Origin of the sequence: Aeromonas sp. FDAARGOS 1404 (assembly GCF_019047085.1) — a bacterium.
Classification (GTDB): Bacteria; Pseudomonadota; Gammaproteobacteria; order Enterobacterales; family Aeromonadaceae; genus Aeromonas; species Aeromonas veronii.
In genome coordinates this window covers 2,149,216-2,172,149 of record NZ_CP077237.1, presented here as the reverse complement: position 1 = coordinate 2,172,149, position 22,934 = coordinate 2,149,216, and the positions used below count along the sequence as shown (strand labels likewise).

At 61.2% G+C, this 22,934-nt stretch carries 16 protein-coding genes; 5 read left to right on the top strand and 11 right to left on the bottom strand.

What is annotated here, in order from left to right; translation table 11 throughout:
• Positions 1-59: 59 nt before the first annotated feature.
• Positions 60-2,231 (bottom strand): DNA helicase II, encoded by a 2,172-nt coding sequence (gene uvrD / locus I6L34_RS10120; RefSeq protein WP_139410479.1) that lies wholly within the window; start codon positions 2,229-2,231, stop codon positions 60-62.
• Positions 2,232-2,727: 496 nt separating this feature from the next.
• Here uvrD and I6L34_RS10115 point away from each other — a divergent pair, with 496 nt between their 5' ends.
• The 4 genes from I6L34_RS10115 (at position 2,728) to I6L34_RS10100 (ending at position 7,463) form a co-directional block, all read left to right on the top strand.
• Positions 2,728-3,726, top strand: coding sequence for a BMP family protein (locus I6L34_RS10115; RefSeq protein ID WP_005340803.1), 999 nt, complete (start codon positions 2,728-2,730; stop codon positions 3,724-3,726).
• A gap of 85 nt (positions 3,727-3,811) precedes the next feature.
• The gene (locus tag I6L34_RS10110) at positions 3,812-5,377 is read left to right on the top strand and encodes an ABC transporter ATP-binding protein (protein ID WP_201914877.1); all 1,566 of its coding nucleotides are present in this window, start codon (positions 3,812-3,814) and stop codon (positions 5,375-5,377) included.
• Positions 5,377-6,495, top strand: coding sequence for an ABC transporter permease (locus I6L34_RS10105; protein WP_216956730.1), 1,119 nt, complete (start codon positions 5,377-5,379; stop codon positions 6,493-6,495). The genes I6L34_RS10110 and I6L34_RS10105 overlap by 1 nt, the downstream gene beginning before the upstream one ends.
• Before the next feature lie 2 nt (positions 6,496-6,497).
• Positions 6,498-7,463 carry an ABC transporter permease gene (locus I6L34_RS10100; protein ID WP_216956728.1) on the top strand — a complete coding sequence of 322 codons (966 nt, stop codon included), beginning with the start codon at positions 6,498-6,500 and terminating at the stop codon, positions 7,461-7,463.
• A 266-nt stretch (positions 7,464-7,729) separates the two neighbouring features.
• Here the strand turns inward: I6L34_RS10100 and I6L34_RS10095 are convergent, their stop codons facing one another.
• Positions 7,730-9,721: a bifunctional 2',3'-cyclic-nucleotide 2'-phosphodiesterase/3'-nucleotidase gene (locus I6L34_RS10095; RefSeq protein ID WP_108542528.1), complete on the bottom strand. Its 1,992-nt coding sequence runs from the start codon at positions 9,719-9,721 to the stop codon at positions 7,730-7,732.
• A 348-nt stretch (positions 9,722-10,069) separates the two neighbouring features.
• On the opposite strand from I6L34_RS10095, the gene I6L34_RS10090 reads away from it, so the two are divergent.
• Positions 10,070-11,011: a hypothetical protein gene (locus tag I6L34_RS10090; protein ID WP_216956726.1), complete on the top strand. Its 942-nt coding sequence runs from the start codon at positions 10,070-10,072 to the stop codon at positions 11,009-11,011.
• Between the two features lie 80 nt (positions 11,012-11,091).
• Here the strand turns inward: I6L34_RS10090 and mgtE are convergent, their stop codons facing one another.
• The 9 genes from mgtE to argS all read right to left on the bottom strand — a co-directional run bounded on the left by mgtE (position 11,092) and on the right by argS (position 22,797).
• Positions 11,092-12,516, bottom strand: a complete 1,425-nt coding sequence (gene mgtE, locus I6L34_RS10085) for a magnesium transporter (protein WP_216956725.1) — start codon at positions 12,514-12,516, stop codon at positions 11,092-11,094.
• 146 nt (positions 12,517-12,662) lie between these two features.
• Positions 12,663-14,063 (bottom strand): siroheme synthase CysG, encoded by a 1,401-nt coding sequence (gene cysG, locus I6L34_RS10080; protein ID WP_216956724.1) that lies wholly within the window; start codon positions 14,061-14,063, stop codon positions 12,663-12,665.
• A 12-nt stretch (positions 14,064-14,075) separates the two neighbouring features.
• Positions 14,076-14,888, bottom strand: a complete 813-nt coding sequence (nirC, locus tag I6L34_RS10075; RefSeq protein ID WP_216956723.1) for a nitrite transporter NirC — start codon at positions 14,886-14,888, stop codon at positions 14,076-14,078.
• Positions 14,889-14,945: 57 nt separating this feature from the next.
• Positions 14,946-15,263, bottom strand: a complete 318-nt coding sequence (gene nirD, locus I6L34_RS10070; protein ID WP_041202829.1) for a nitrite reductase small subunit NirD — start codon at positions 15,261-15,263, stop codon at positions 14,946-14,948.
• Entirely contained in the window at positions 15,263-17,809 is a 2,547-nt protein-coding gene (gene nirB, locus I6L34_RS10065) for a nitrite reductase large subunit NirB (RefSeq protein ID WP_216956722.1), read from the bottom strand. The genes nirD and nirB overlap by 1 nt, the downstream gene beginning before the upstream one ends.
• Before the next feature lie 264 nt (positions 17,810-18,073).
• Complete coding sequence (gene hslU / locus I6L34_RS10060) at positions 18,074-19,402, bottom strand: HslU--HslV peptidase ATPase subunit (protein WP_033136355.1); 1,329 nt, start codon at positions 19,400-19,402, stop codon at positions 18,074-18,076.
• Between the two features lie 79 nt (positions 19,403-19,481).
• A complete protein-coding gene (gene hslV, locus I6L34_RS10055; RefSeq protein ID WP_005340772.1) occupies positions 19,482-20,015 on the bottom strand; it encodes an ATP-dependent protease subunit HslV in 534 nt (177 codons plus the stop codon).
• 187 nt (positions 20,016-20,202) lie between these two features.
• Complete coding sequence (locus tag I6L34_RS10050) at positions 20,203-21,048, bottom strand: SPOR domain-containing protein (protein WP_005340771.1); 846 nt, start codon at positions 21,046-21,048, stop codon at positions 20,203-20,205.
• 3 nt (positions 21,049-21,051) lie between these two features.
• Positions 21,052-22,797 carry an arginine--tRNA ligase gene (argS, locus tag I6L34_RS10045; RefSeq protein ID WP_216956721.1) on the bottom strand — a complete coding sequence of 582 codons (1,746 nt, stop codon included), beginning with the start codon at positions 22,795-22,797 and terminating at the stop codon, positions 21,052-21,054.
• Between the last annotated feature and the right edge of the window lie 137 nt (positions 22,798-22,934).

The following is a 22,934-nucleotide window of genomic DNA, read 5'->3' as shown; positions in this document are numbered from 1 at the left end:
CTATTTATCTAAAACAGCTCCGAACTCATCACTTGTTCGGAGCTGTTTTGTTAGGCAATTTAAAGCGCTTCCAATCTGGCATACGCCGTCACCAGCCACTTGGCGCCGACGTCGTCGAACTGGATCTGCACCCGACTCTGCTGGCCGACCCCTTCGAAGTTGAGTACCACCCCTTCGCCGAATTTTGGATGGAGCACCCGCTGGCCGAGCTTGATGCCGCTGGCGTCGAAGCTCTGCTGCACCTCGTTCTGGCTAAAGCGGCCGTACTGGGTGGGGCGGCTGACCTGAGTGCGCAGCCGGATCTCTTCCAGACACTCGGCGGGCATCTCGCGGATAAAGCGGCTCGGCTTGTGGAACATCTCGCGGCCGTAGATGCGGCGGCTCTCGGCATAACAGATGTAGAGTTTCTCCATGGCGCGGGTCATGCCGACGTAACAGAGACGGCGCTCCTCCTCCAGCCGGCCAGACTCCTCGGTCGATTGCTGGCTGGGGAACATCCCCTCTTCCACGCCGACCAGCAGCACCAGCGGGAATTCCAAGCCCTTGGCACTGTGCAAGGTCATCAGCTGCACCGCATCGGCATATTCGTCCGCCTGATTCTCGCCGGATTCCAGCGCTGCATGGGCGAGGAAGGCGGAGAGATCGCTCATATCCTCCAGCTCGTCCGGGCGCTGGTACTGGCGGCAGGCGGTGACCAGTTCGTCCAGGTTCTCTACCCGCGCCTGAGATTTCTCGCCCTTTTCCGCCAGATACATCGCCTTGAGGCCGGAGTTCTGGATGGCGATATCAGCCTGCTGGTGCAGCGGCAGCATGGACACCTGCTCCTCCAGCGCGTCGATCAGCTCGACAAAGCCGCGCACCGCGTTGCCGGCGCGACCGGTCAGCACCTTGTCGTTGAGCAGCGCCTTGGCCGATTGCCACAGGTTGAGCCCCTGATCGCGGGCGTTGCCGCGCAGGATCTCGAGGGTGCGATCGCCGATGCCACGGGTCGGGGTGTTGACCACCCGCTCGAAGCTGGCGTCGTCGCCACGGTTGTTGATAAGCCGCAGGTAGGCCATGGCGTCTTTAATTTCCTGCCGCTCGAAGAAGCGCAGGCCGCCGTAGATGCGATAGGGCATGGCGTCCTGCATCAGCGCCTCTTCCAGCACCCGTGACTGGGCGTTGGAGCGATAGAGGATGGCGCAGTCGGCCAACAGGCCGCCTTTTTCCTTCCAATCCTTGAGACGGCCGACCACGAAGCGCGCTTCGTCCACCTCGTTGAAGGCGGCGTAGAGGGAAATCGGCTCGCCCTCGGCCCCTTCGGTCCACAGCTCCTTGCCAAGGCGCTCGGCGTTGTTGGCGATGACGCTGTTGGCCGCTTTGAGGATATTGGCGGTGGAGCGGTAGTTCTGCTCGAGGCGGATGGTCTCGGCCCCCTGATAGTCGGTCAGGAAGCGCTGGATGTTCTCGATCTTGGCGCCGCGCCAGCCGTAGATGGACTGGTCATCGTCGCCGACGATCATCACCTTGCCGCTGTTGCCCGCCAGCATCCGTAGCCAGGCGTACTGGATGCCGTTGGTATCCTGAAACTCGTCCACCAGGATGTTCTGGAAGCGGTCGCGGTAGTGCTCGAGGATGTGCGGTTTGTTCAGCCACAGTTCGTGGGCGCGCAGCAGCAGCTCGGCAAAGTCCACCAGACCGGAGCGATCGCAGGTCTCCTGATAGGTCTTGTAGATCTGCTGATAGGTGCGGGTGACGGGATCGCCGTAGAGATCGATGTCGCCGGGGCGCAGCCCTTCATCTTTCTTGCCGTTGATGTAGCCCATTACGGCGCGCGGGGCCCAGTGCTTCTCGTCCAGATTGAGCGCCTTGAGCACCCGGCGAATGAGCCGGTACTGGTCGTCGGAGTCGAGGATCTGGAAATCCTGCGGCAGGCCCGCATCCAGATGGTGGGCGCGCAGCAGGCGGTGGGCGATGCCGTGGAAGGTGCCGATCCACATGCCACGCACGCCGTCGCCGATCACTTTTTCGACCCGGCCGCGCATCTCGGCCGCCGCCTTGTTGGTAAAGGTGACCGCGATGATGGAGAAGGGTGAACAGCGTTCCACCTGCATCAGCCAGGCGATACGGTGCACCAGTACCCGGGTCTTGCCCGAACCGGCACCGGCCAGCACCAGCAGGTTGCTGCGGGGCGCCGCAACGGCATCTCTTTGCTTGTCGTTGAGCCCGTCGAGCAGGGTTGAAACGTCCATCACCACTCCTGTTTATTTATACAGGCAGCGATTATACGGCCATCCCCCCGTCAGACCAACTGCAAACTCCGCACGGCGGGCAGGTGAGGGGAGTCGGTGCGGCCATTTTTGGCTGGTGCAAAGAGAACGGGATGGGGAGGTCTCCAGCTGTAGCCAATCCTTGCTCGCGCGGTTTGTGGGGATTTTGCGAGCCGGATCACGGGCTTGCCGGGGGGCTGGATGAATAACAGGGGAAAACGGTTTACAGTAACTTGCTGAACAATAAGAGAAATGTCGTTTGGGTCTTTTGGTTGTTAGCATAAAAAACTGAAAAGTAGCTAAAAAACAACTGCTTATAAGGTTATTTGCTTAGAATTCAAACCGTTAACGCAAACGTTTTTCCCTTATCATTTGCTTGACCCGCATCGGGGCTGACTTAGAGTAAGCCTGCGTGCTAGATAGCCTGCTCTGACAGGCAAGCAAGTTCCCTCACTTAATAACAATCAAGGATACGATCGTGACTAAAGTGCTCAAGCTGGCCACTGTGGCCTCCCTCACTCTCGCTGCTCTCTCTGCTCAGGCTGCTTCCGAGCCAGCCGTCATTTATGACACCGCGGGCAAGTATGACAAATCATTCAACGAAGCCGTGTTCCGTAACGGCGTCGAGCTCTACAACAAGGACAAGGGCGTCAAGGTCAAAGAGTTTGAACCCCAGAACGAAGCCCAGCGCGAGCAGGGTCTGCGTCGTCTGGCCAGCCGTGGCAACGGCCCGATCGTGGCGGTCGGTTTCAACATGGGCTCTGCGGTAGAGAAGGTTGCGACCGAATTCCCGAAAACCCAGTTCACCATCATCGACATGGTGGTCGACAAGCCGAACGTCCAGTCCGTCATCTTCAAGGAGCATGAAGGTTCCTTCCTGGTGGGCGCGCTGGCTGCCATCGCTTCCAAGAGCGGCAAGGTCGGCTTCGTGGGTGGCATGGATATCCCGCTGATCCGCAAATTCCAGTGCGGTTACGAGCAGGGTGCCAAGTTCGTCAATCCGAAGATCGAAGTGTTCCAGAACATGGCGGGCTCTACCCCGGCCGCGTTTGCTGACCCGGCCAAAGGTGCCGAGCTGGCCAAGTCCCAGTTCGCCAAAGGCGCTGACGTGGTTTACGCCGCAGCTGGCGGTACCGGTATCGGTGTCTATCAGGCAGCCAAGGACAGCGGCAAGTTTGCCATCGGTGTGGACTCCAACCAGAACCACCTGCAACCGGGCACCATGCTGACCTCCATGGTCAAGTCTGTGGGTCTGGCCGCTTACCAGACCTGGGATGACGCTGCCAAAGGCGAGTGGAAGCCGGGTATCAAGAACCTGGGTCTGGCCGAAGGCGGTGTGGATTGGGCGCTCGACAAGGACAACGAGAAGCTGATCACCCCGGAAATGAAAGCCAAGGTAGATGCCATCAAGGCTGAAATCATCGCTGGCAAGGTCAAGGTTCATGACTACATGAGCGATAACACCTGCAAATACTAATTAGATAGTTGCTACGACTCTCAACGCACCACCGGCCCGCACGGGCCGGTTTTTAGTCTTATTTCATGAAACGCAGGGCTGCATCATGGACCAGACAGATCGCTATGCCATCGAATTAAGAGGTATCGATAAGCGGTTCGGCGAAGTGTACGCCAACAAGCTGATCGACCTTAAGGTTCGCAAAGGCAGTATCCACGGCATTGTCGGCGAAAATGGCGCCGGTAAGTCCACCCTGATGAGCATCATTTATGGTTTCTACCATGCCGACAAAGGCGAGATGCTGATCGACGGGAATCCTTTCAAACCCCATGGCTCACAAGATGCGATTGCCGCAGGGGTGGGCATGGTTCACCAGCACTTCATGCTGGTCAATAACTTCACCGTATTGGAAAACGTCATCCTCGGCGCTGAGAACGGCTGGCACCTTCAGCAGAGCGTGGCGTCAGCCGAAAAGCTGCTGGGCGAACTGGCGCGGGATTATGGCCTCGACGTGCCGCTGCACGAGAAGGTCGAAGATCTGCCGGTTGGCTTGCAACAGCGGGTCGAAATTCTCAAGGCGCTCTATCGCGGCGCCCGCATCCTGATCCTCGACGAGCCGACCGGGGTACTGACCCCGCAAGAGGCGGATCACCTGTTCGAGGTGCTGAAAAAGCTGCGGGATCAGGGGGCGACCATCATCCTTATCACCCACAAGCTGCGGGAGATCCTGGCCATTACCGATCAGGTTTCCATCATGCGCCGTGGCGAGATGGTGGCACACGTCGCCACCAAGGATACCGACAAGGAGCAGCTGGCCGAACTGATGGTGGGCCGCAAGGTGCGCCTCAAGGTCGACAAGGGGCCAACCCAGCCCGGTGAAGCCAAGCTGAAGATCGAAGGACTCAGCTATTTCGACGCCAGCAAGGTGGAGCGGGTCAAATCGGTCAGCTTCGAAGTGCGGGCCGGTGAAGTGGTCGGCATCGCCGGGGTCTCCGGCAACGGTCAGTCCGAACTGCTCAGTCTGCTTGGCGGCATTCTAAAGCCGAGCAAGGGTAGCTTCACCATCAGCAGCCGCAGCGGCGTGCACAAGGTGAGCGCGGAGCACCCGGCCGATCCCGAGCTGGTGCGCAACTACGGCCTCGGCCATGTGCCGGAAGATCGCCACAAGATGGGGCTGATCAACCGCTTCGAGGCGAAAGAGGCCTTTATTCTCGGTTATCACCGCCGCCCGCAATACAACAAGGGGTGGCTGCAGAACAAGGAGGCGATCCAGCAGGATTGTCAGGCCAAGATGGATAAGTGGGACGTGCGCCCGCCCCATCCCGATCACAAGACCGCCAACTTCTCCGGTGGCAACCAGCAGAAGCTGGTGATCGCCCGTGAAGTGGAGCAGGACCCGGATGTGCTGTTGATCGGCCAGCCGACCCGCGGGGTCGACATCGGCGCCATCGAGTATATCCACCAGCAGATCATCGCCATGCGTGATAAGGGCAAGGCTGTCTTGCTGGTCTCGGTGGAGCTGGACGAGATCATGAGCCTCGCTGACCGGATTCTGGTTATTGCCGATGGTCGCATCGTTGGCGAGCTGGATGGTGCCAAGGCGGATGAGCGCACCATCGGCTTGATGATGGCGAATATCGTTCCCGATGAAGTAGCCAAGGAGGCCCACTGATGAGCCAAGTACGTATTCCTGCCTGGGTCTCCGTAGGCGTCTTGTCTGCGGTCAACATCCTGCTGGCCTTCCTGGTGTCGGCCATTCTGTTCTACTACCTCGACATCAACCCGGTCGATGCCGCCAAGATCATGTGGTACGGCGCGTTCGGCACAGGTGAAGGGGTCGGCTTCACCCTCTACTACGCAACCGGCTTTATCTTTACCGGTCTGTCGGTGGCGGTCGCCTTCCACGCCGGTCTGTTCAATATCGGTGGCGAAGGTCAGGCCTATATCGGCGGTCTCGGTGTCGGTCTGGTCTGTCTGATGCTCGGCGATGTGCTGCCGTTTGCCCTGCTGTTGCCGCTCTCCATCATTGCCGGTGGTCTGTTCGGTGCGGCCTGGGCCTTTATTCCGGCCTGGCTGCAAGCCAAGCGCGGCAGCCACATCGTTATCACCACCATCATGTTCAACTTCATCGCCGCCTCCCTGATGGCCTATCTGCTGGTGGAGGTGTTCAAGCCGCCCGGCTCGATGGCGACCGAGAGCAAGGTGTTTGCCGAAGCAAGTTGGCTGCCCAAGATGAGCGGGCTGGCGAACCTGTTCGGGATGGAGATCCCCAACAGCCCCCTTAACATCAGCCTCTTCTGGGCGCTGATCTGTGCGGCGCTGGTGTGGGTCTTTATCTGGCACACCCGCTGGGGTTACGAGATCCGCTCGGTCGGCGCCAGCCAAAGCGCCTCCGCCTACGCCGGTATCTCCTATCCCAAGGTGGTAATCCTGGCTATGGTCATCTCCGGCATGCTGTCGGGCTTCTTTGCCCTCAACGTGCTGCAGGGTGAGCTGCACCAGATCAAGCTCAACTTCGTGGAAGGGTTCGGCTTCACCGGTATCGCGGTGGCGCTGATGGGGCGCAACCATCCGGTCGGCGTCATCATCGCCAGCCTGCTGTTCGGTTTCCTCTATCAGGGGGGCGCCGAGCTCAGCTTCGAGTTCGGTGTCGACCGCAACATCGTGGTGGTGTTGCAGGGTCTGGTGATCCTGTTCTGTGGTGCCCTTGAGCACATGATGCGTCCGCGCATCGAGCAGCTCTATCTGGCATTTGCCAACCGCTCAGCCGCACAAGCTAAAGGAGTCTGATCATGTTTGAAATTCTGATCCTGATGCTGGATGCGACCATTCGTACTGCGCCGCCCCTCATTCTCGCCGCCATGGCGGGCATGTTTTGCGAGCGCTCCGGGGTGGTCAATATCGCGCTGGAAGGCAAACTGCTGGCGGCAGCGTTCGCCAGTGGTGCGGCGGCTGCGGTCTCCGGTTCTGCCTGGGTAGGTCTGGGTGCCGGTGTGGGTATCTCCATCCTGTTTGCCCTGATGCACGGTTTTGCCACCATCACCCATCGCGGTGATCAGGTGGTGAGCGGCATGGCCATCAATATTCTGGCGGCCGGTCTGACCGTCACCCTGGGCCGTTACTGGTTCGATCAGGGTGGCCAGACCCCGGCACTCTCCGGTGATGCCCGTTTTGCCCCCATCGATCTGCCCTATGCCAAGGAGTTGTGGGATGTGCCGGTGATCGGCCAGCTCTACAGCGAGCTGTTGAGCGGCCACTCCCTGCTGGAGTACGTGGCGTTCGCCTGCGTGCCGCTGGCATGGTGGGTGATGTTCCGTACCCGCTTCGGTCTGCGTCTGCGGGCGGTGGGTGAGGCACCCGCAGCGGTCGATACCGCCGGTATCTCTGTGGTGCGGATGCGCTACACCGCGCTCCTTATCGGCGGCCTGCTGGCCGGTATCGGTGGCACCTATCTGGCGGTGGCCCAGACGGCCCAGTTCATCCCCAACATGAGTGCGGGCAAGGGCTTTATGGCGCTGGCGGCGCTGGTGTTCGGCAAGTGGCGCCCCTGGAATGCCATGGCCGCCTGTCTGCTGTTCGGCTTCCTCGATGCGGTTGCCATCCGGCTGCAAGGGGTCAGCATCGGTGGCTTCGCCATTCCGGTGCAGGCCATCGAGGCTCTGCCCTACATCCTGACCGTGTTCCTGCTGGCCGGCTTTATCGGCCGTGCGGTGGCACCCAAGGCACTTGGTACACCTTATGTGAAGGAGCGGGAGTAGCGCCTTTTATTGCGATATTCCCGATCACACAGATAACAGCAGGCCCACTTCGGTGGGCCTGTTTTTTTATGGGCGGGATGGGGCAGACCAGCCGGGATCTGGATGGTGTGATAGAGGCGGATGATGGCGTGAAGGGATAAACGGGCTGCGCGATCTGCCGCGGGTAGCGGCTGGCTTACAGGTGCAGATCCCTCTGCCAGAAGCATCAAAAACCCCCTCGTATCAGGAGGGGGTTGCAGAGGTTATTGCCGGATTAACCCTGAGGATCAGGGTGCCAGCACCAGCTTGTAGACGCCAAAGCCGGGGTGTTTGGCATCGGTGGGCGGCAGAGTCTCTACATAGTTCAGCTTGCCACCGGTCAGGGCTTGCGCCTCGCTGCGTGGCGAGCTGTAGATGCGCAGATCCAGATTGGCGGGCAGGGGGGCCAGCTGCCAGTTGTTGTCTGCTGGAGGCTCGAAACCGGCCGGATTCTTCTCTGCCAGATCCTTGAGGTATTCGGAGAGCACTTCGCGGGTTTCGAACTGATCTTCATGGACGATCACCTTGGCGTTGATGCCCGGGAAGTTGCCACCACCGCTGGCGCGGTAGTTGTTGGTCACCACGTAGAACATCTGGGCCGGGTCGATTGCCTTGCCCTGATAGGTGAGGTTGGTGATGCGATAGCTGTCGCTCACCTTGTTGCCATCCACATCGTAACGAGCGGGTTTGGTCACATCGACCTGATAGTTCACCCCGTCGATCACGTCGAAGTTGTAGGTGCGGTACTTCTCGTTCACCAGCCACTGGGTGGCGGTGCTGGCGGCATCGATCTTGTTGAACTGGACGGCGCTCTTCTCCAGCCACTCCTGTACGGTCGCGCCATTGATGGCGACCACCTGCAGGGTGTTGGGGTAGACATAGAGGTCGGCCACGTTGCGCAGGGAGATATCGCCAGCCGGTACATAGGTGAAGTCGGTCGGGCCGTTGCGACCACCGCGGAATGGCGCGGCGGCGGAGAGGATAGGCCATTTCTCCTTGAGCTGACCATCCTGTTGCAGCTTCTTGGCATGCCACAGCTGGGCGTCGCTGACGATCTGGATGGAGGGGTCATCCTGCACCAGCGCGAAGAAGCTGTGGATTGGCTTGGTGATCTTGCTGAGGGGCTCGTCCAGCCACTGGTTGGCCTGCTCGTGCTCGGCGATGACCTGATCGACCACCGCCTGATCTTCGGTGCTGGTGGCGCTACTGTCGATCTTGCGCAGCTGGGACTGGCTGGAGGCCACTTCCCAGCGACCCTCTTTCCAGGTCATGTGCAGGTCGATGATGCCGAGGTGGTTACCCCAGACGCCCGGCATCACGGTCGGTACGCCCGCCAGAGTGCCTTTCTCGTTGTCCACGTCGGTCATGTTGGGGTAGTCGCCCGGGAAGGTGCGATGGGCGTGCCCCAGCAGCAGGGCATCGACCCCTTTCACTTTGGCCAGCGGCAGGGCTGCGTTCTCCATCATGGGTTCGCGCGGGTCACCTATGATGCCGGTATGGGCCACGACCACGACGATGTCAGCGCCCTTGGCGCGGATTTCGGGTACATAGTGCTCGGCGGTCTCGACCATATCGGCCACCACCACCTTGCCTTCCAGATTGCGCTTGTCCCACTGGGTGATCTGGGGCGGAGTCAGCCCCAGCACACCGACCTTGATGGTCTGGGTATTGCCGTTGGCATCCTTCACCTGACGATCCAGCACCACATAGGGTTTGAACTTCTGCTTGCTCCAGTCGATGGTGCCCTTGCCATCACGGCTGAAGGCATCGGCCTGGAAGACGTTGGCGTTGATGTAGGGGTAGTTGGCCCCTTTCAGGGTCTCCGAGAGGAAGTCGAGACCGAAGTTGAATTCGTGGTTGCCCAGGTTGCCGACATCATAGCTCATGGTGTTGAGCGCCTTGATGGCGGGATGGGTCTGCTTGCTCAGCCACTGCTGTTTGACCTGCTGGTCGTGGATATAGTCGGCCAGCGGGGTGCCCTGGATCAGGTCGCCGTTGTCGATCAGCAAGTTGTTGGCGTTCTCTTCGCGGGCCTTGCGGATCAGCACAGCGGTGCGGGCAAAGCCCAGCGAGGCATCCGGCTTGTTCTGGTAGTAGTCGTAGCTCAGCAGGTTGGAGTGGATATCAGAGGTTTCGATCAGCCGCAGGGTGAGATCACCGGGGGCCTGAGAGTTGTTGTCGTCACAGCCGGACAGCAAAAAGATAACTGCCACCGCGCTCAGTTTGAGGGTGGTTTTCATTGTTGGATTCTCTTGTTATGGGTATGCCAGCGTGGTGCATTCTATCGACAGCAAAAGAAACCGATTGTGAGCAGGCTGGCAATTCGGGCTAATTACCCTCCTGTTAATAGAGTTATGACTCTGATTTTCATCTGTTTTTTCGGGTCGCCACCCTCGCTGCTTTTCCGCCGTGAGTCACCCTGTCGTCACCGTTGTGCGGTCGGGGCAAGCTGCGCTGCCTGCCGCTCCTGCGAGGCTGTAATGGTTGGTTACAGATCTCCATTCGACTGATAGATGACCTTTCCCTTAAATTCAGCGGCGATTGATTGCATCTAAAAATTACAAAGCGACAGCAAGGAATAAAAACTCATGAAAATGCACAACAAAGCGCTGCTGGCCATCGCCTGCGCTGCGGCCCTGTCTGCCTGTGACAGCGAAAAAGCTGCCAACAGCATCGCCAAGCGGGTGCCACTGGCCCTGCCGGAGGCGGGTCTTTACCAAGCGAATCTGATGAGCCGCGACGGCGACAAGGCGACGCCGCGCATGATCAAGGATCTGGATGGTCTGGCGCTGGTCTACCCGAAGGGTGAAACCGTGCAGCACTGGGGTGTCTGGGTGGATCATCAGGTGGGCAAGGTCGAGACCAACAGCCAGTGGCTGGGTCAGGCTGACCAGAAAGCCGACAAAGACGGGATCTATCCGGTGCAGTTGATCCGCAACAGCGAACGGCTCGGCACCAGCACGGCGCTCAGCTCGGTGACCAACGACCACAACCTCATCACCTTCCAGGATCAGCCGGTCATCGATCTGCAGGGCAAGGAGATCAAACGCTGGGTTTTTGATTTCACCCGAACCGGCACCAAGTTCTCCGACAACTCCCCCATCTATTCCGGTTTCAGCGGTCATGTGGCGGTGACGGCCCTGACCACCAAAGCGGTGACCACGGCCAGCTGGAGTGCCACGAACAGCGATGGCTTCAGCAGCGACATGGTAGGCAAGGTTGATACCACCAACAACGGCGGCAAGCTGACGGTAGCGATCGAGTTCCCGGCGGCAGGTTGTACGCTGGTGGGCGAGGGGAGTGCCACTGCCGGGTTGAGCAAGCTGACCATGACCGGGTTTGGCAAGTGCAACTTCAAGCAATCCGCTGCCGCCACGCCGATCGAAAACCTCTGGAATGCCGCTCTGGCCCGGGCGATGGATAACCGCGTCGCCTATGTCACCACCTATACCACGGATGCCAAAAAAGAGGCGCTGGTCATCGGCTTCCCCGACACCAATGGCCTGCTGATCACCGCTGACAAGCGATAAGCAGCTAACGGCAGGGGTGGGCAAACGCGCCTGAAACAACAAGGGAGCCAGTGGCTCCCTTGTTGTTTTCAACGCACGATTTACAGCAGGAACAGGGTCGCCAGCCCGAGGAAGATAAAGAAGCCGCCGGTATCGGTGATGGCGGTGATCATCACGCTGGCACCGACTGCCGGGTCGCGGCCGAGGCGGGTCATGGTCATGGGGATGATGACTCCCATCAGGGCGGCCACCAGCAGGTTGAGCATCATGGCCAGGGTCATCACGGCGCCGAGCGCCGCATCCAGATAGAGCAGATAGGTGGCAATGCCCATGATGCCGCCCCACACCAGCCCGTTGATAAAGGCGACCCCGAGTTCCCGCAGCAGCAGGAAGGAGAGGTTGCCCGCCTGAATGTGCTGCAGCGCCAGCGCCCGTACTATCATGGTGATGGTCTGGTTGCCGGTGTTGCCGCCGATCCCGGCGACGATGGGCATCAGCGCCGCCAGCGCCACCAGTTGGGAGATGGTGTGCTCGAACAGGCCGATCACCCGCGAGGCGACAAAGGCGGTGCAGAGGTTGATGGCAAGCCAGGCCCAGCGGGTCTTGACCGCCTTGGAGACAGGGGCGAACACGTCTTCATCCTCGCTGATACCCCCCATCCGGCGCAGGTCGGTGTCACTCTCCTCATAGACCAGATCCACCACCTCTTCGACGGTGAGGCGGCCCATCAGCTTGCCCTTGCCATCCACCACAGCGGCGGAGAGCAGGTCATCCCGTTCGAAGGTGCGGGCGGCCGCTTCGTCGTTATCCTCCGGATCGAAGGTGACCGGATCCCGCTCCATCACGTCGCTCACCAGAGTGGCGGGTTTGTGCAGCAGCACTGTGGTGAGGGCCAGCTCCCCCAGCAGGTGGTTGCGCCGATCGATGACGAACAGCTTGTCGGTGTTGGCGGGGATCTTGCCGCGCAGCCGCAGATAGCGCTGCACCGTGGCCAGACTCACCTCGGGGCGGATGGTGATGATCTCGAAGTCCATCATGGCGCCGACGGTGTGCTTGCCGTAGCGGATCACCTCCCGCACCCGATCCCGGTCGGCGGGGGCCATATAGGTGAGCAGCCGCCCCATCAGGTTGCGCGGCAGGTACTGGCCCAGATAGATCTGATCGTCGATATCCAGGGTACGCAGGGCGTGCAGCAGCTCCTTGTCGCTCATCCCGCTGATGAGGCTGTCCCACACCGTCTCGGAGGCTTCGACCAGGATCTGGCCGCGCTTCTCCTCCTCCACCAGTGCCCACAGGGCATGACGCTCATCGGGCGGCAGCGACTCCAGCGCATCGGCGACGTCGGCGGCGGGCAACCCGTTGACCAGCGCGGTGAGTTCGCTGGTCTGATCGCGCTGCTCGGCATCCTGCACCACCTGCGGATCGAGCAGGCTGTCGGTGAGGGCATCATCGCGCAGCAGCAGGGTGAGAATGCGGGATCTGTCATCCGCGCGCTGCCGGGCGCTGTTCTTGATGGGAAGAGACATGGGATGAATTCCTGAGATGGTAGCCAAGGGCTCAATGCCCATAGGATACCAGACTTAAAACAACAGGTTATGACCGTGATGGGAGAAGAGGGGGGTAAAAGTGAGGCCACCTGCTGGTGGCCTCATGGTGAGTTGCCGAGAATCCCTCAGGCGAGGGCTCGCTGGCGCTGCGGGGCCTCGCCAAACCAGGCGAGCCGGTCGGCCAGGGTTACCACAGAACCCACCATGATCAGGGCAGGACTCTCGACCCCCACCGCCAGCGCGTGTAGCTCGTCGAGAGTACCACGAATGACCCGCTGGCAGGGCTGGGTGCCGCGCTCGATCAGCGCCACCGGGGTATTGCCCGCCTTGCCGTGGGCCAGCAACTGTTCACGGATGGTGGCGCAGGAGGAGAGCCCCATGTAGAACACCAGCGTCTGCCGATCTTTGGCCAGCAGCGGCCAGTCGAGATCCCGGGCACCCCCCTTGCCGTGGGCGGTGACGAATCGGACGCTCTGGGCGTGGTCGCGGTGGGTGAGCGGAATACCGGCGTAGGCGGCGCAGCCGCTGGCCGCGGTGATGCCGGGCACCACCTGAAAGCCGATGCCTGTGCCGACCAGCGTCTCCAGCTCCTCGCCGCCACGGCCGAAGATAAAGGGGTCGCCCCCCTTCAGCCGCACCACCCGCTGGCCCTTCTTCGCCTCCTCCAGCAAGAGCTGGTTGATCCCCTCCTGCGGTACGCAGTGGTTGCCTGCCTGTTTGCCGACGAAGATCTGCTTGGCGTCGCGGCGCACCAGCGCCATCACTTCGTCGGAGACCAGCCGGTCATAGACCACCACGTCCGCCTGCTGCATCTGGCGCAGGGCGTGCAGGGTGAGCAGGCCCGGATCGCCGGGGCCGGCTCCCACCAGTACCACCTCGCCAGCGCTCTGGCTCTCGTCGGCAAACAGATTGTCGGCCAGCTGGTGGGCAGAGGCGCTATCGCCCCGCGCCAGTGCCTGCCCGAGCCGATCCGCCCCGAGCAGCCGCTCCCAGAAGCGACGCCGCTCCCCCATGCTGGCGAAGCGGGCCTTGACCCGCTCCCGCAGGCTACCGGCAAAGGTCGCCACGGCCCCCAGATGTTGCGGCAGCAGGGCTTCCAGTTTTTCCCGCAGCAAGCGGGCCAGCACCGGGGCCTTGCCGCCGGAGGAGATGGCCACTATCAGCGGCGAGCGGTCGATGATCGACGGCATGATGAAGCTGGATCGTTTCGGGTCATCCACCACGTTGGCAAAGATCCGCGCCCGGTTGGCGCTCTGGTAAACCAGTGCATTCACCTCGCGCCGATCGGTCGCGGCCACCACCAGCCACTTGCCCGCCAGTTGTTCCGATGCGAATTCACCGGCCAGCCACTCGATGCTGCCGTTGGCCGCCAGTTCAGCCAGCTCGGGGTCGAGCTCGGGGGCGACCACGGTGAGCTGGGCACCGGCATCCAGCAGCAGGCGCGCCTTGCGCTCCGCTACCTCGCCGCCGCCGACCAGCAGCACGGGTTTGTTGTCGAGTCGGCAAAAGATGGGCAAGTAGTCCATGGGGCCTCCGGATCAGGCGGTTCGGGTCTGGTTGGCGGTGCTGGTGGTGTCGCTCACCGCGACCGGGCGCTCAGCCTTGGGGGTGGCATACCAGTAGCCGAGGCCCATAAAGAGAGCGCCGGAGACGGTGTTGCCCAAGGTCACCCACAGCAGGTTGTGGCCGATGCCGCCCAGGGTGTAGGCCTCGGAGTGGGCACCAAACCAGGAGAGGGCGAACAGGGTCATGTTGGCGATGGAGTGCTCGTAGCCGGAGGCGATAAAGGCCAGCAGACACCACCAGATGGCGATGAAGCGGGCGGCTCCTTCGGTGCGCAGCGCCATCCAGATGGCGAGGCAGACCAGCCAGTTGCAGAGGATCCCCTTCATAAACAGAGTCAGGGCCGGAGCCTGGGTTTTGGCCAGCGCCACCTTGTGGGCCAGACTGCCTGCATCCGGCAGCAGGCTGCCGCCGTAGGAGTAGATGAGCGCCACCACAATGGAGCCAATCAGATTGCCGGCCCAGGTCTGCGGCAGAATGCGCAGCAGGTCGGCCATGGTGATCTTGCCCGCCTTCACCCCGAAGGTGAGGAACATGGTGTGGCCGGTGAACAGCTCGGAGCCGGCGATGATGACGAGCGTCAGGGCGATGCCGAAGGTGGCCCCCATCACCAGCGGCCGGATGGCGGGATCCACCAGATTGCCGAGGGTGAAGATGAGGATGATGCCGAGGCCCACATAGGCCCCCGCCATGGCGGAGCTGAGCCAGAAGCCGAGTTTGTCGCTGCGCTCGAAGCGGTTGATGCGGGCCGCGTTGGCGGCGCACTTGTTGATGGTTTCCGTGTACATCTTGTGAGTCCTTGAAAGGGCAGCCCTCAGGCAGCCCGAAAGAGAGTGAAATCGGCGTTAGACGGCGACCCAGACCTGCTGGTCGCGCACTTCAACGGGGTAGCTCTGCACCGACATAGCGGGGTTGTCGAAACAGTGGCCATCGCTCAGGCGAAAGCGCTGCTTCTTGAGCGGGCTGGCGACCCAGAGCTCGCCGTCGTGTTCGCAGATCAGGCCCCGCGACAGCACGTTGGCGGCGAAGAAGGGATCCCGGTTGTCGATGGCGAACACCTCGGCGGCCGCACTCGGGCGGAACAGAGCGATCTGGCGACCCTCAATGAGTGCACAGACGCCGGTTCCCGGCAGGATGTCGTTGAGTTGGCAGGCAAGTTTCATCATTTGGTTTCCACCTCGATCTGGTAGACGGGGATGCGCTCGGCCGGGGTCGCCGGTCGGTGCTGGTCGCGCTCGGCGACGAACTGAACGTCCGGGTCGCGCTTGTCGCTGTTGATGAAGTGGCTGAATCGCTTGAGTGCCTCCTCTTCGTTGAGGGTGCGCGACCATTCGCACTCGTAGCTGTCGATGAGGGTCTGGATATCGCGCTCCAGCGTCTCGGCCAGCCCCAGCTTGTCGTCGACGATCACCTCGCGCAGGTAGTCGACGCCCCCTTCCAGATTGCCGAGCCAGACCGAGGTGCGCTGCAGTTTGTCGGCGCTGGTGACGTAGAACATCATAAAGCGGTCGATCAGCTTGATGAGGGTCTCGCGGTCGAGGTCAGAAGCCAGCAGGTCGGCGTGGCGCGGCTTCATGCCGCCGTTGCCGCCCACATAGAGGTTCCAACCCGCGTCGGTGGCGATGATGCCGACATCCTTGCCCTGCGCTTCCGCACATTCGCGGGTGCAGCCGGAGACGCCGAACTTCATCTTGTGCGGGGTGCGAATGCCCTTGTAGCGGTTCTCGAGGAAGACCCCGAGGCCGACGCTGTCCTGCACGCCGAAGCGGCACCAGGTGCTGCCGACACAGGTCTTGGCCATGCGCAGTGCCTTGGCGTAGGCCTGACCGGTCTCGAAACCGGCCGCCAGCAGCTTGCGCCAGATGGCGGGCAGATCATCCTTCTGGGCCCCGAACAGGCCGATGCGCTGGGCGCCGGTGATCTTGGTGTAGAGCTTGTAGTCGCGGGCCACTTCGGCCACCGCCAGCAGCCCTTCCGGGGTCACTTCACCACCGGCCATGCGCGGGATGACGGAGTAGCTGCCGTCCTTCTGCATGTTGCCGAGGAAGATGTCGTTGGTGTCCTGCAGCGGGATATTGCGCGGGCTCAGCACATGCTCGTTCCAGCAGGAGGCGAGGATGGAGCCGACGGTTGGCTTGCACACCTCGCAGCCATAGCCCTGACCGTGCTTGGCCAGCAGCTCGTCGAAGCTCTTGATCCCCTCCACCTTGACCAGATGGAACAGCTCCTGACGGGAGTGGGGGAAGTGGGCGCAGAGGTGGTTGTTGACCTCGATGCCCTGCTTCACCAGTTCGGCGTTGAGCACCTGACTGATGAGCGGCACGCAGCCGCCACAGCCGGTACCGGCCTTGGTCTGCTGCTTGATGGCTGCCAGCGTGGTGTGACCCTCGGCCACCGCCTTGGCGATGTCGCCCTTGGAGACGTCGAAGCAGGAGCAGATCTGGGCGTTTTCCGGCAGGGCATCCACCCCCAGCGTCGGTTTGGCACCGGCGTAGGCGGGCAGGATCAGGGTATCCGGGTGGCTCGGTAGCGGCAGGGCGTTGAGCATCATCTGCAGCAGGTTGCCGTAATCTTCCACATCACCCACCAACACGGCGCCGAGCAATCGGCTGTTGTCTTCGTTCACCACGATTTTCTTGTAGACGCCGGCCTGATCGTCTTGAAACACATAGCTGTGGCTGCCCGGGGTGCGGCCGTGGGCATCACCGATGGAACCGACGGAGACGCCGAGCAGCTTGAGCTTGGCGCTCATGTCCGCCCCCTCGAAACGGCTGTCGCCGCCGAGCAGATGGTCGACGGTGATCTGGGCCATCTTGTAGCCCGGCGCTACCAGTCCGAAGAAGCGGCCCTGCCAGGCGGCGCACTCGCCGATGGCGTAGATGTCGGGGTCGGAGGTGAGGCAGTGATCGTCGATGACGATGCCGCCGCGCTCGGCGATGGCGAGATCACCGTAGCGGCCCAATGTATCTTGCGGACGGATACCGGTGGAGAAGACCACCACGTCCACTTCCAGCTGGCTGCCATCGGCAAAGGCGAGGCGGTGTTTCGCCTGCTCGCCGCCATGCATCAGGATTTCGCTGGTGCTCTTGCTGGTGTGCACCTGCACGCCCATGGATTCGATCTTGCGGCGCAGCAGCTGGCCGCCCTGACCGTCGAGCTGCTCGGCCATCAGCACCGGAGCAAACTCCACCACGTGGGTTTCGAGGCCCAGCGCCTTGAGGGCACCGGCGGCTTCGAGGCCAAGCAGGCCGCCCCCGATCACCACCCCGCTCTTGCCGCTCTTGGCTGCGCTGCGGATGGCTTTCAGATCCTCGATGGTGCGGTAGACGAAGCACTCGTGGTGCTGACTGCCCGCAATGGGCGGCACCCAGGGGTAGGAGCCGGTGGCCAGCACCAGCTTGTCGTACCCGACCACAGTGCCCTTGTTGGAGTGCACTTCGCGGTTGGCCCTGTCGATTTTTTTCACCGCTTCGCCGAGCAGCAGGCGGATGCCGTGCTTGTCGTAAAAACCGGGTTTGACGAGGGAGAGATCTTCGCTGGTGTGATGGGAGAAGTAGGAGGAGAGATGGACGCGATCGTAGGCGGGACGGGGTTCTGCACCGAAGACGGTGATCTCGTAGCGGCCCGGCTCGGCCCGCTCGATCAACTCTTCGATGAAGCGGTGCCCCACCATGCCGTTGCCCACAACGACCAGTCTGACTTTGCTCATGATTGCCTCTAGTTTGGAGTAATAAAACATCATTCTGGGGCTAGGCTACCCAGTCAGTCGGGGCGGGCAATTGATGCAAATCAAGTGTCTATTTATATATCTCGTCAGGGGTAATTCGATAAAATTCAAAGATATACAAAAATAGGTATACCAGTTGAGTGTTTTGGTGCTGGGTGCGAGTGGGACATAGAGAGAAGGGGGCTGGGGCTTAAAATGCAAAACGCCCCCATTTCTGGAGGCGTTTTTTTACAAACAGAACTGCGCTTACAGAATAAAGCGGCTCAGGTCCTCGTCTTCAATCAGCTTGCCGAGGTGGGCGTTGACGTAGTCGGTGTCGATGACAAAGGTCTCGCCGGACTTCTCGGAGGCGTCGTAGGAGATATCTTCCATCAGGCGCTCCATCACGGTGTGCAGACGACGGGCACCGATGTTCTCGGTACGCTCGTTGACCTGCCAGGCCGCTTCGGCCAGACGGCGGATGCCATCCTTGGTGAACTCGATGTTGACCCCTTCGGTGGCCATCAGCGCCTTGTACTGATCGGTCAGGGAGGCGTTCGGTTCGGTCAGGATGCGCTCGAAGTCATCGGTGGTCAGCGCGGTCAGCTCGACGCGGATCGGCAGACGGCCCTGCAGCTCGGGGATCAGATCTGACGGCTTGGCGATCTGGAAGGCGCCGGAGGCGACAAACAGGATATGGTCGGTCTTGACCATGCCGTGCTTGGTGTTGACGGTGCAGCCCTCGACCAGCGGCAGCAGGTCGCGTTGTACCCCTTCACGGGAGACATCGGGGCCCGAGCTCTCGCCGCGCTTGCAGATCTTGTCGATCTCGTCGAGGAAGACGATGCCGTTGTTCTCGACCGCAGCGATCGCTTTCTGCTTCAGCTCTTCTGGATTGACCAGACGGGCCGCTTCCTCTTCGATCAGCGCCTTCATGGCCTCTTTGACCTTGATCTTGCGCTTCTTCTTCTGGTTCTGACCCAGGTTCTGGAACAGCCCCTGCAGCTGGTTGGCCATCTCTTCCATGCCCGGCGGGGTCATGATTTCGACGCCCATCGGGGAGGCGGAGAGCTCCAGCTCGATCTCCTTGTCATCCAGCTGACCTTCCCGCAGTTTCTTGCGGAAGATCTGGCGGGTGTTGGAGTTGTCGGCTTTCTCTTCTTCACCCCAGGTGTTGCGCGGGTTGGGCAGCAGGGCGTCGAGGATGCGCTCTTCGGCGGCTTCCTCGGCGCGGTATTTCATCTTCTCCATCTCGGTTTCGCGCACCAGCTTGATGGCGGCATCGGTCAGATCGCGGATGATGCTGTCCACTTCCTTGCCGACATAGCCCACTTCGGTGAACTTGGTCGCTTCTACCTTGATGAAGGGGGCGTTGGCCAGCTTGGCCAGACGACGGGCGATCTCGGTCTTGCCGACACCGGTCGGGCCGATCATCAGGATGTTTTTCGGGGTCACTTCATGACGCATCTCTTCGTTGAGCTGCATCCGGCGCCAGCGGTTGCGCAGGGCAACGGCAACGGCGCGCTTGGCATCGGCCTGACCAATGATGTGACGATCCAGCTCGTGGACGATTTCTCTCGGGGTCATCTCGGACATGATGGTGTTCCTGTATCCGGGGTGGGCAGGGCCCACCCCTTGGAGAATGGGGTTTGGCTGGCGGCCTTATTTGGCGGCCTTATTTCGCCGAATAGTCCAGCACTTCAATGGTGTGGTTGCCATTGGTGAAGACGCAGATGTCGCCCGCAATCTTGAGGGACTTCTCGACAATAGTTCTGGCATCCAGCTCGGTGTTTTCCAGCAGCGCAATGGCGGCGGACTGGGCGAAGTTGCCGCCGCTGCCGATGGCGATGAGATCGTGCTCCGGCTGCACCACGTCACCGTTGCCGGTGATGATGAAGGATTTGTGTTCGTCGGCCACGGCCAGCAGCGCTTCGAGGCGGCGCAGGGCGCGATCGGTGCGCCAATCTTTGGCCAGCGCCACGGCGGCGCGCTCCAGATTACCCTGATGGGCCTGCAGTTTTGCTTCGAAACGCTCGAGCAGGGTGAATGCGTCGGCGGTACCGCCAGCGAAACCGGCCAGCACCTTGCCGTTATAGAGACGATGAACCTTGCGGGCGTTGCCCTTCATGACGGTGTTGCCAAGAGAGACCTGGCCATCGCCACCGATGACGACCTGACCGTTGCGGCGAACTGAAACTATGGTAGTCACTTTACTTACCTCGCTTGAGCCGAATGACGGCCTGACTGTGCATGGCAAGAAAGATGGGGATGGCAAACGGGCTTTTCAACCCTGCCTTTGGTCGGGATAAACGGGGTAGTAAAGAGCGTGGGTGCGAGTGACACCAAAAGAACAGGGCCGGGTGTTGCCACCCGGCCCTGCGTCATCGGTAAGCGGATTACCCTTTCTTGGGAATGCAGCCGCTGATGCCGGAGCTCTGCAGCTTGCTGTTGGCCGCGTCGGCGGCCGCCTTGCCGTTGAAGGGTCCCACCATCACCTTGTAGACGGTGCCGTTGGCGCCATTGATCACCTGCAGGCTGGAGGAGAGGCCGGCGGTGAAGGCGATACGCGCCTTGAGCGACTCTGCGGAATCCTGCGAGCGCAGGGCGGCGCACTGCATCATGTAGCGACCGCTGTCGGCGGCTGCGGTCTGGGCTGGCGGGGTCGCCGCTTTGGCCTTGGCCGCTTCGGCGCGCTCCCGTTCCAGCTCGGCACGGATCTCTCGCTCCATCCGTTCCCGTTCTGCCTTGCGGTCGATCACCTGCTCTTGCGCGCTGGCAACCGGTGCACCGGAGGTGGAAGGGGTGGTCGCCGGATTGGGCTGATAGGGCTTGGGCTGGCCGATGGGCGTTCCCGGTTGGGGAATGTCGGTCGGCACCGGCTGTGGCAGTTTTTCCGGTTGCAGGGTCATGGTATCTGCCGGTGGTGGCGGCAGCACACCCGGCTGGGTCGGCGGCTCTATGATATCGACCTGCTTGTTCTCAAGCCGTTCGATGTAGCTCCACTTCTCCTGAGGCAGCCCGTTATTCTGCGCTTTTGGCTTGTTGGCCTTTACCTGCTCCTCAATGGTGGGGGCGTCATTGCCCTTGCCATTGATCATGTAAAGGAAGCCACCAAAGCCTGCCAGCAGTGCCACGACCAGCAGCACTGGAATAACAGGAAAGCGGCGAGGGGCCGCTTTCTTGGTATTGCGGCCACCCGCCCGACGTCGCGGGCGGCTGCCGACATAATCCCGGGTTGCCATCTATTACATGCGCTCCAGGGTATGGATGCCCAGTACGCCGAGGCCCAGTTTCAGTACCTTGGCGGTGGCGGCGCACAGCAGCAGACGGCTCTGACGGGTTGCCTCGTCCACGCCATCCTTGTTGATCGGGCAGGCTTCATAGAAGGTCATGAAGTTGCCGGACAACTCGTACAGGTAGGTACAGAGCAGGTGCGGCATGCCTTTGTCGGCCACGCCGTTGACTGCGTCGGAGAACTGGATCAGCTTCTGGGCCAGCACCTCTTCGGCCTCTTCGTTCAGGGTCACGTTGCCGGTCAGCGTCTCGGCATCGATGTTGGCCTTGCGGAAGATGGACTGGATACGGGTGTAGGCGTACTGCAGGTAAGGGGCAGTGTTGCCTTCAAACGACAGCATCAGATCCCAGTCGAAGATGTAGTCGGTAGTACGGTTCTTGGAGAGATCCGCATACTTGACTGCGCCCATGGCGATGGCGTTGACCACATTGGCCTTCTCTTCGGCAGAGAGGTCGCTGTTGCGGCTCTCCAGCAGGGCAGCGGCGCGCTCTTCCGCTTCGTTCAGCAGGTCAACCAGCTTGACGGTGCCACCGGAACGGGTCTTGTAGGGACGACCATCCTTGCCCAGCATCATGCCGAAGGCGTGGTGCTCAAGCGGTACGGATTCCGGCACATAACCCGCCTTGCGGGTGATGGTCCAGGCCTGCATCAGGTGCTGGTGCTGACGGGAGTCGATGAAGTACATGACACGGTCGGCGCCCAGGGTTTCATAACGGTATTTGGCACAGGCGATGTCGGTGGTGGTGTAGAGGAAACCGCCATCGCTCTTCTGGATGATGACGCCCATGGCCTCGCCATCCTTGTTCTTGAACTCGTCCAGGAAGACAACGGTGGCGCCTTCGCTCTCGACCGCCAGCCCCTTGGCTTTCAGGTCGGCCACGATCTCCGGCAGCATGTCGTTGTACATGGACTCGCCCATGATGTCCTTGTTGGTCAGGGAGACATTCAGGCGGTCGTAGTTGATCTGGTTCTGTTCCATGGTCATGTCGACCAGCTTCTTCCACATGGTACGGCAGTACTCGTCGCCGCCCTGCAGCTTGACCACGTAGTTACGGGCGTGCTCGGCGAAGGCTTCGTCTTCGTCGTAGCAACGCTTGGCCTGGGTGTAGAAGGCTTCCAGATCCTTGAGCGCCATGTCACTGGCGTGCTCGTTGGACATCTTCTCCAGATAGGCGATCAGCATGCCGAACTGGGTGCCCCAGTCGCCGATGTGGTTGGCACGGATCACTTTGTGGCCGAGGAATTCCAGCGCGCGTGCAGCCACGTCACCGAGTACGGTGGAACGGATGTGGTGCACCGCCATCTCTTTGGCCACGTTGGGGGCGGAGTAGTCCACCACCACGGTTTGTGGCGCGGGCAACCGTACGTTGGCGTTGGCAGAGGTCACCATGGCCTCGACCTGACCGGCCAGCCAGCGCTGGTCGAAGAAGAAGTTGATGAAGCCGGGACCGGCGATCTCGACCTTGGCGATCAGGTCGGAGGCAGGCAGGTGCTCGATGATGGCCGCTGCCAGCTCACGGGGATTCTTGCGGGCCGGTTTGGCCAGCAGCATGGCCAGGTTGGTAGCCAGGTCGCCGTGAGCTTTTTCCTTGCATCGGTCTACTTGCACGCGGGCTTCCAGGTCCGCCGGCAGGACGCCTGCTGACTTGAGATTGGCTACCGTTTGTTCAAGTAGATGATGAATATGCTCTTTCATAACTGACCACCAAGGTTGCGCGTCGAAAAATGACTGATATATAAGGGCGTGAATTTTACCCGCATCGGCCCGAGAAAACTATAGGGATGACCCGCCGCTCGCTGTCGGGCGGATATTTCACTGCGTTTGGCGCCATA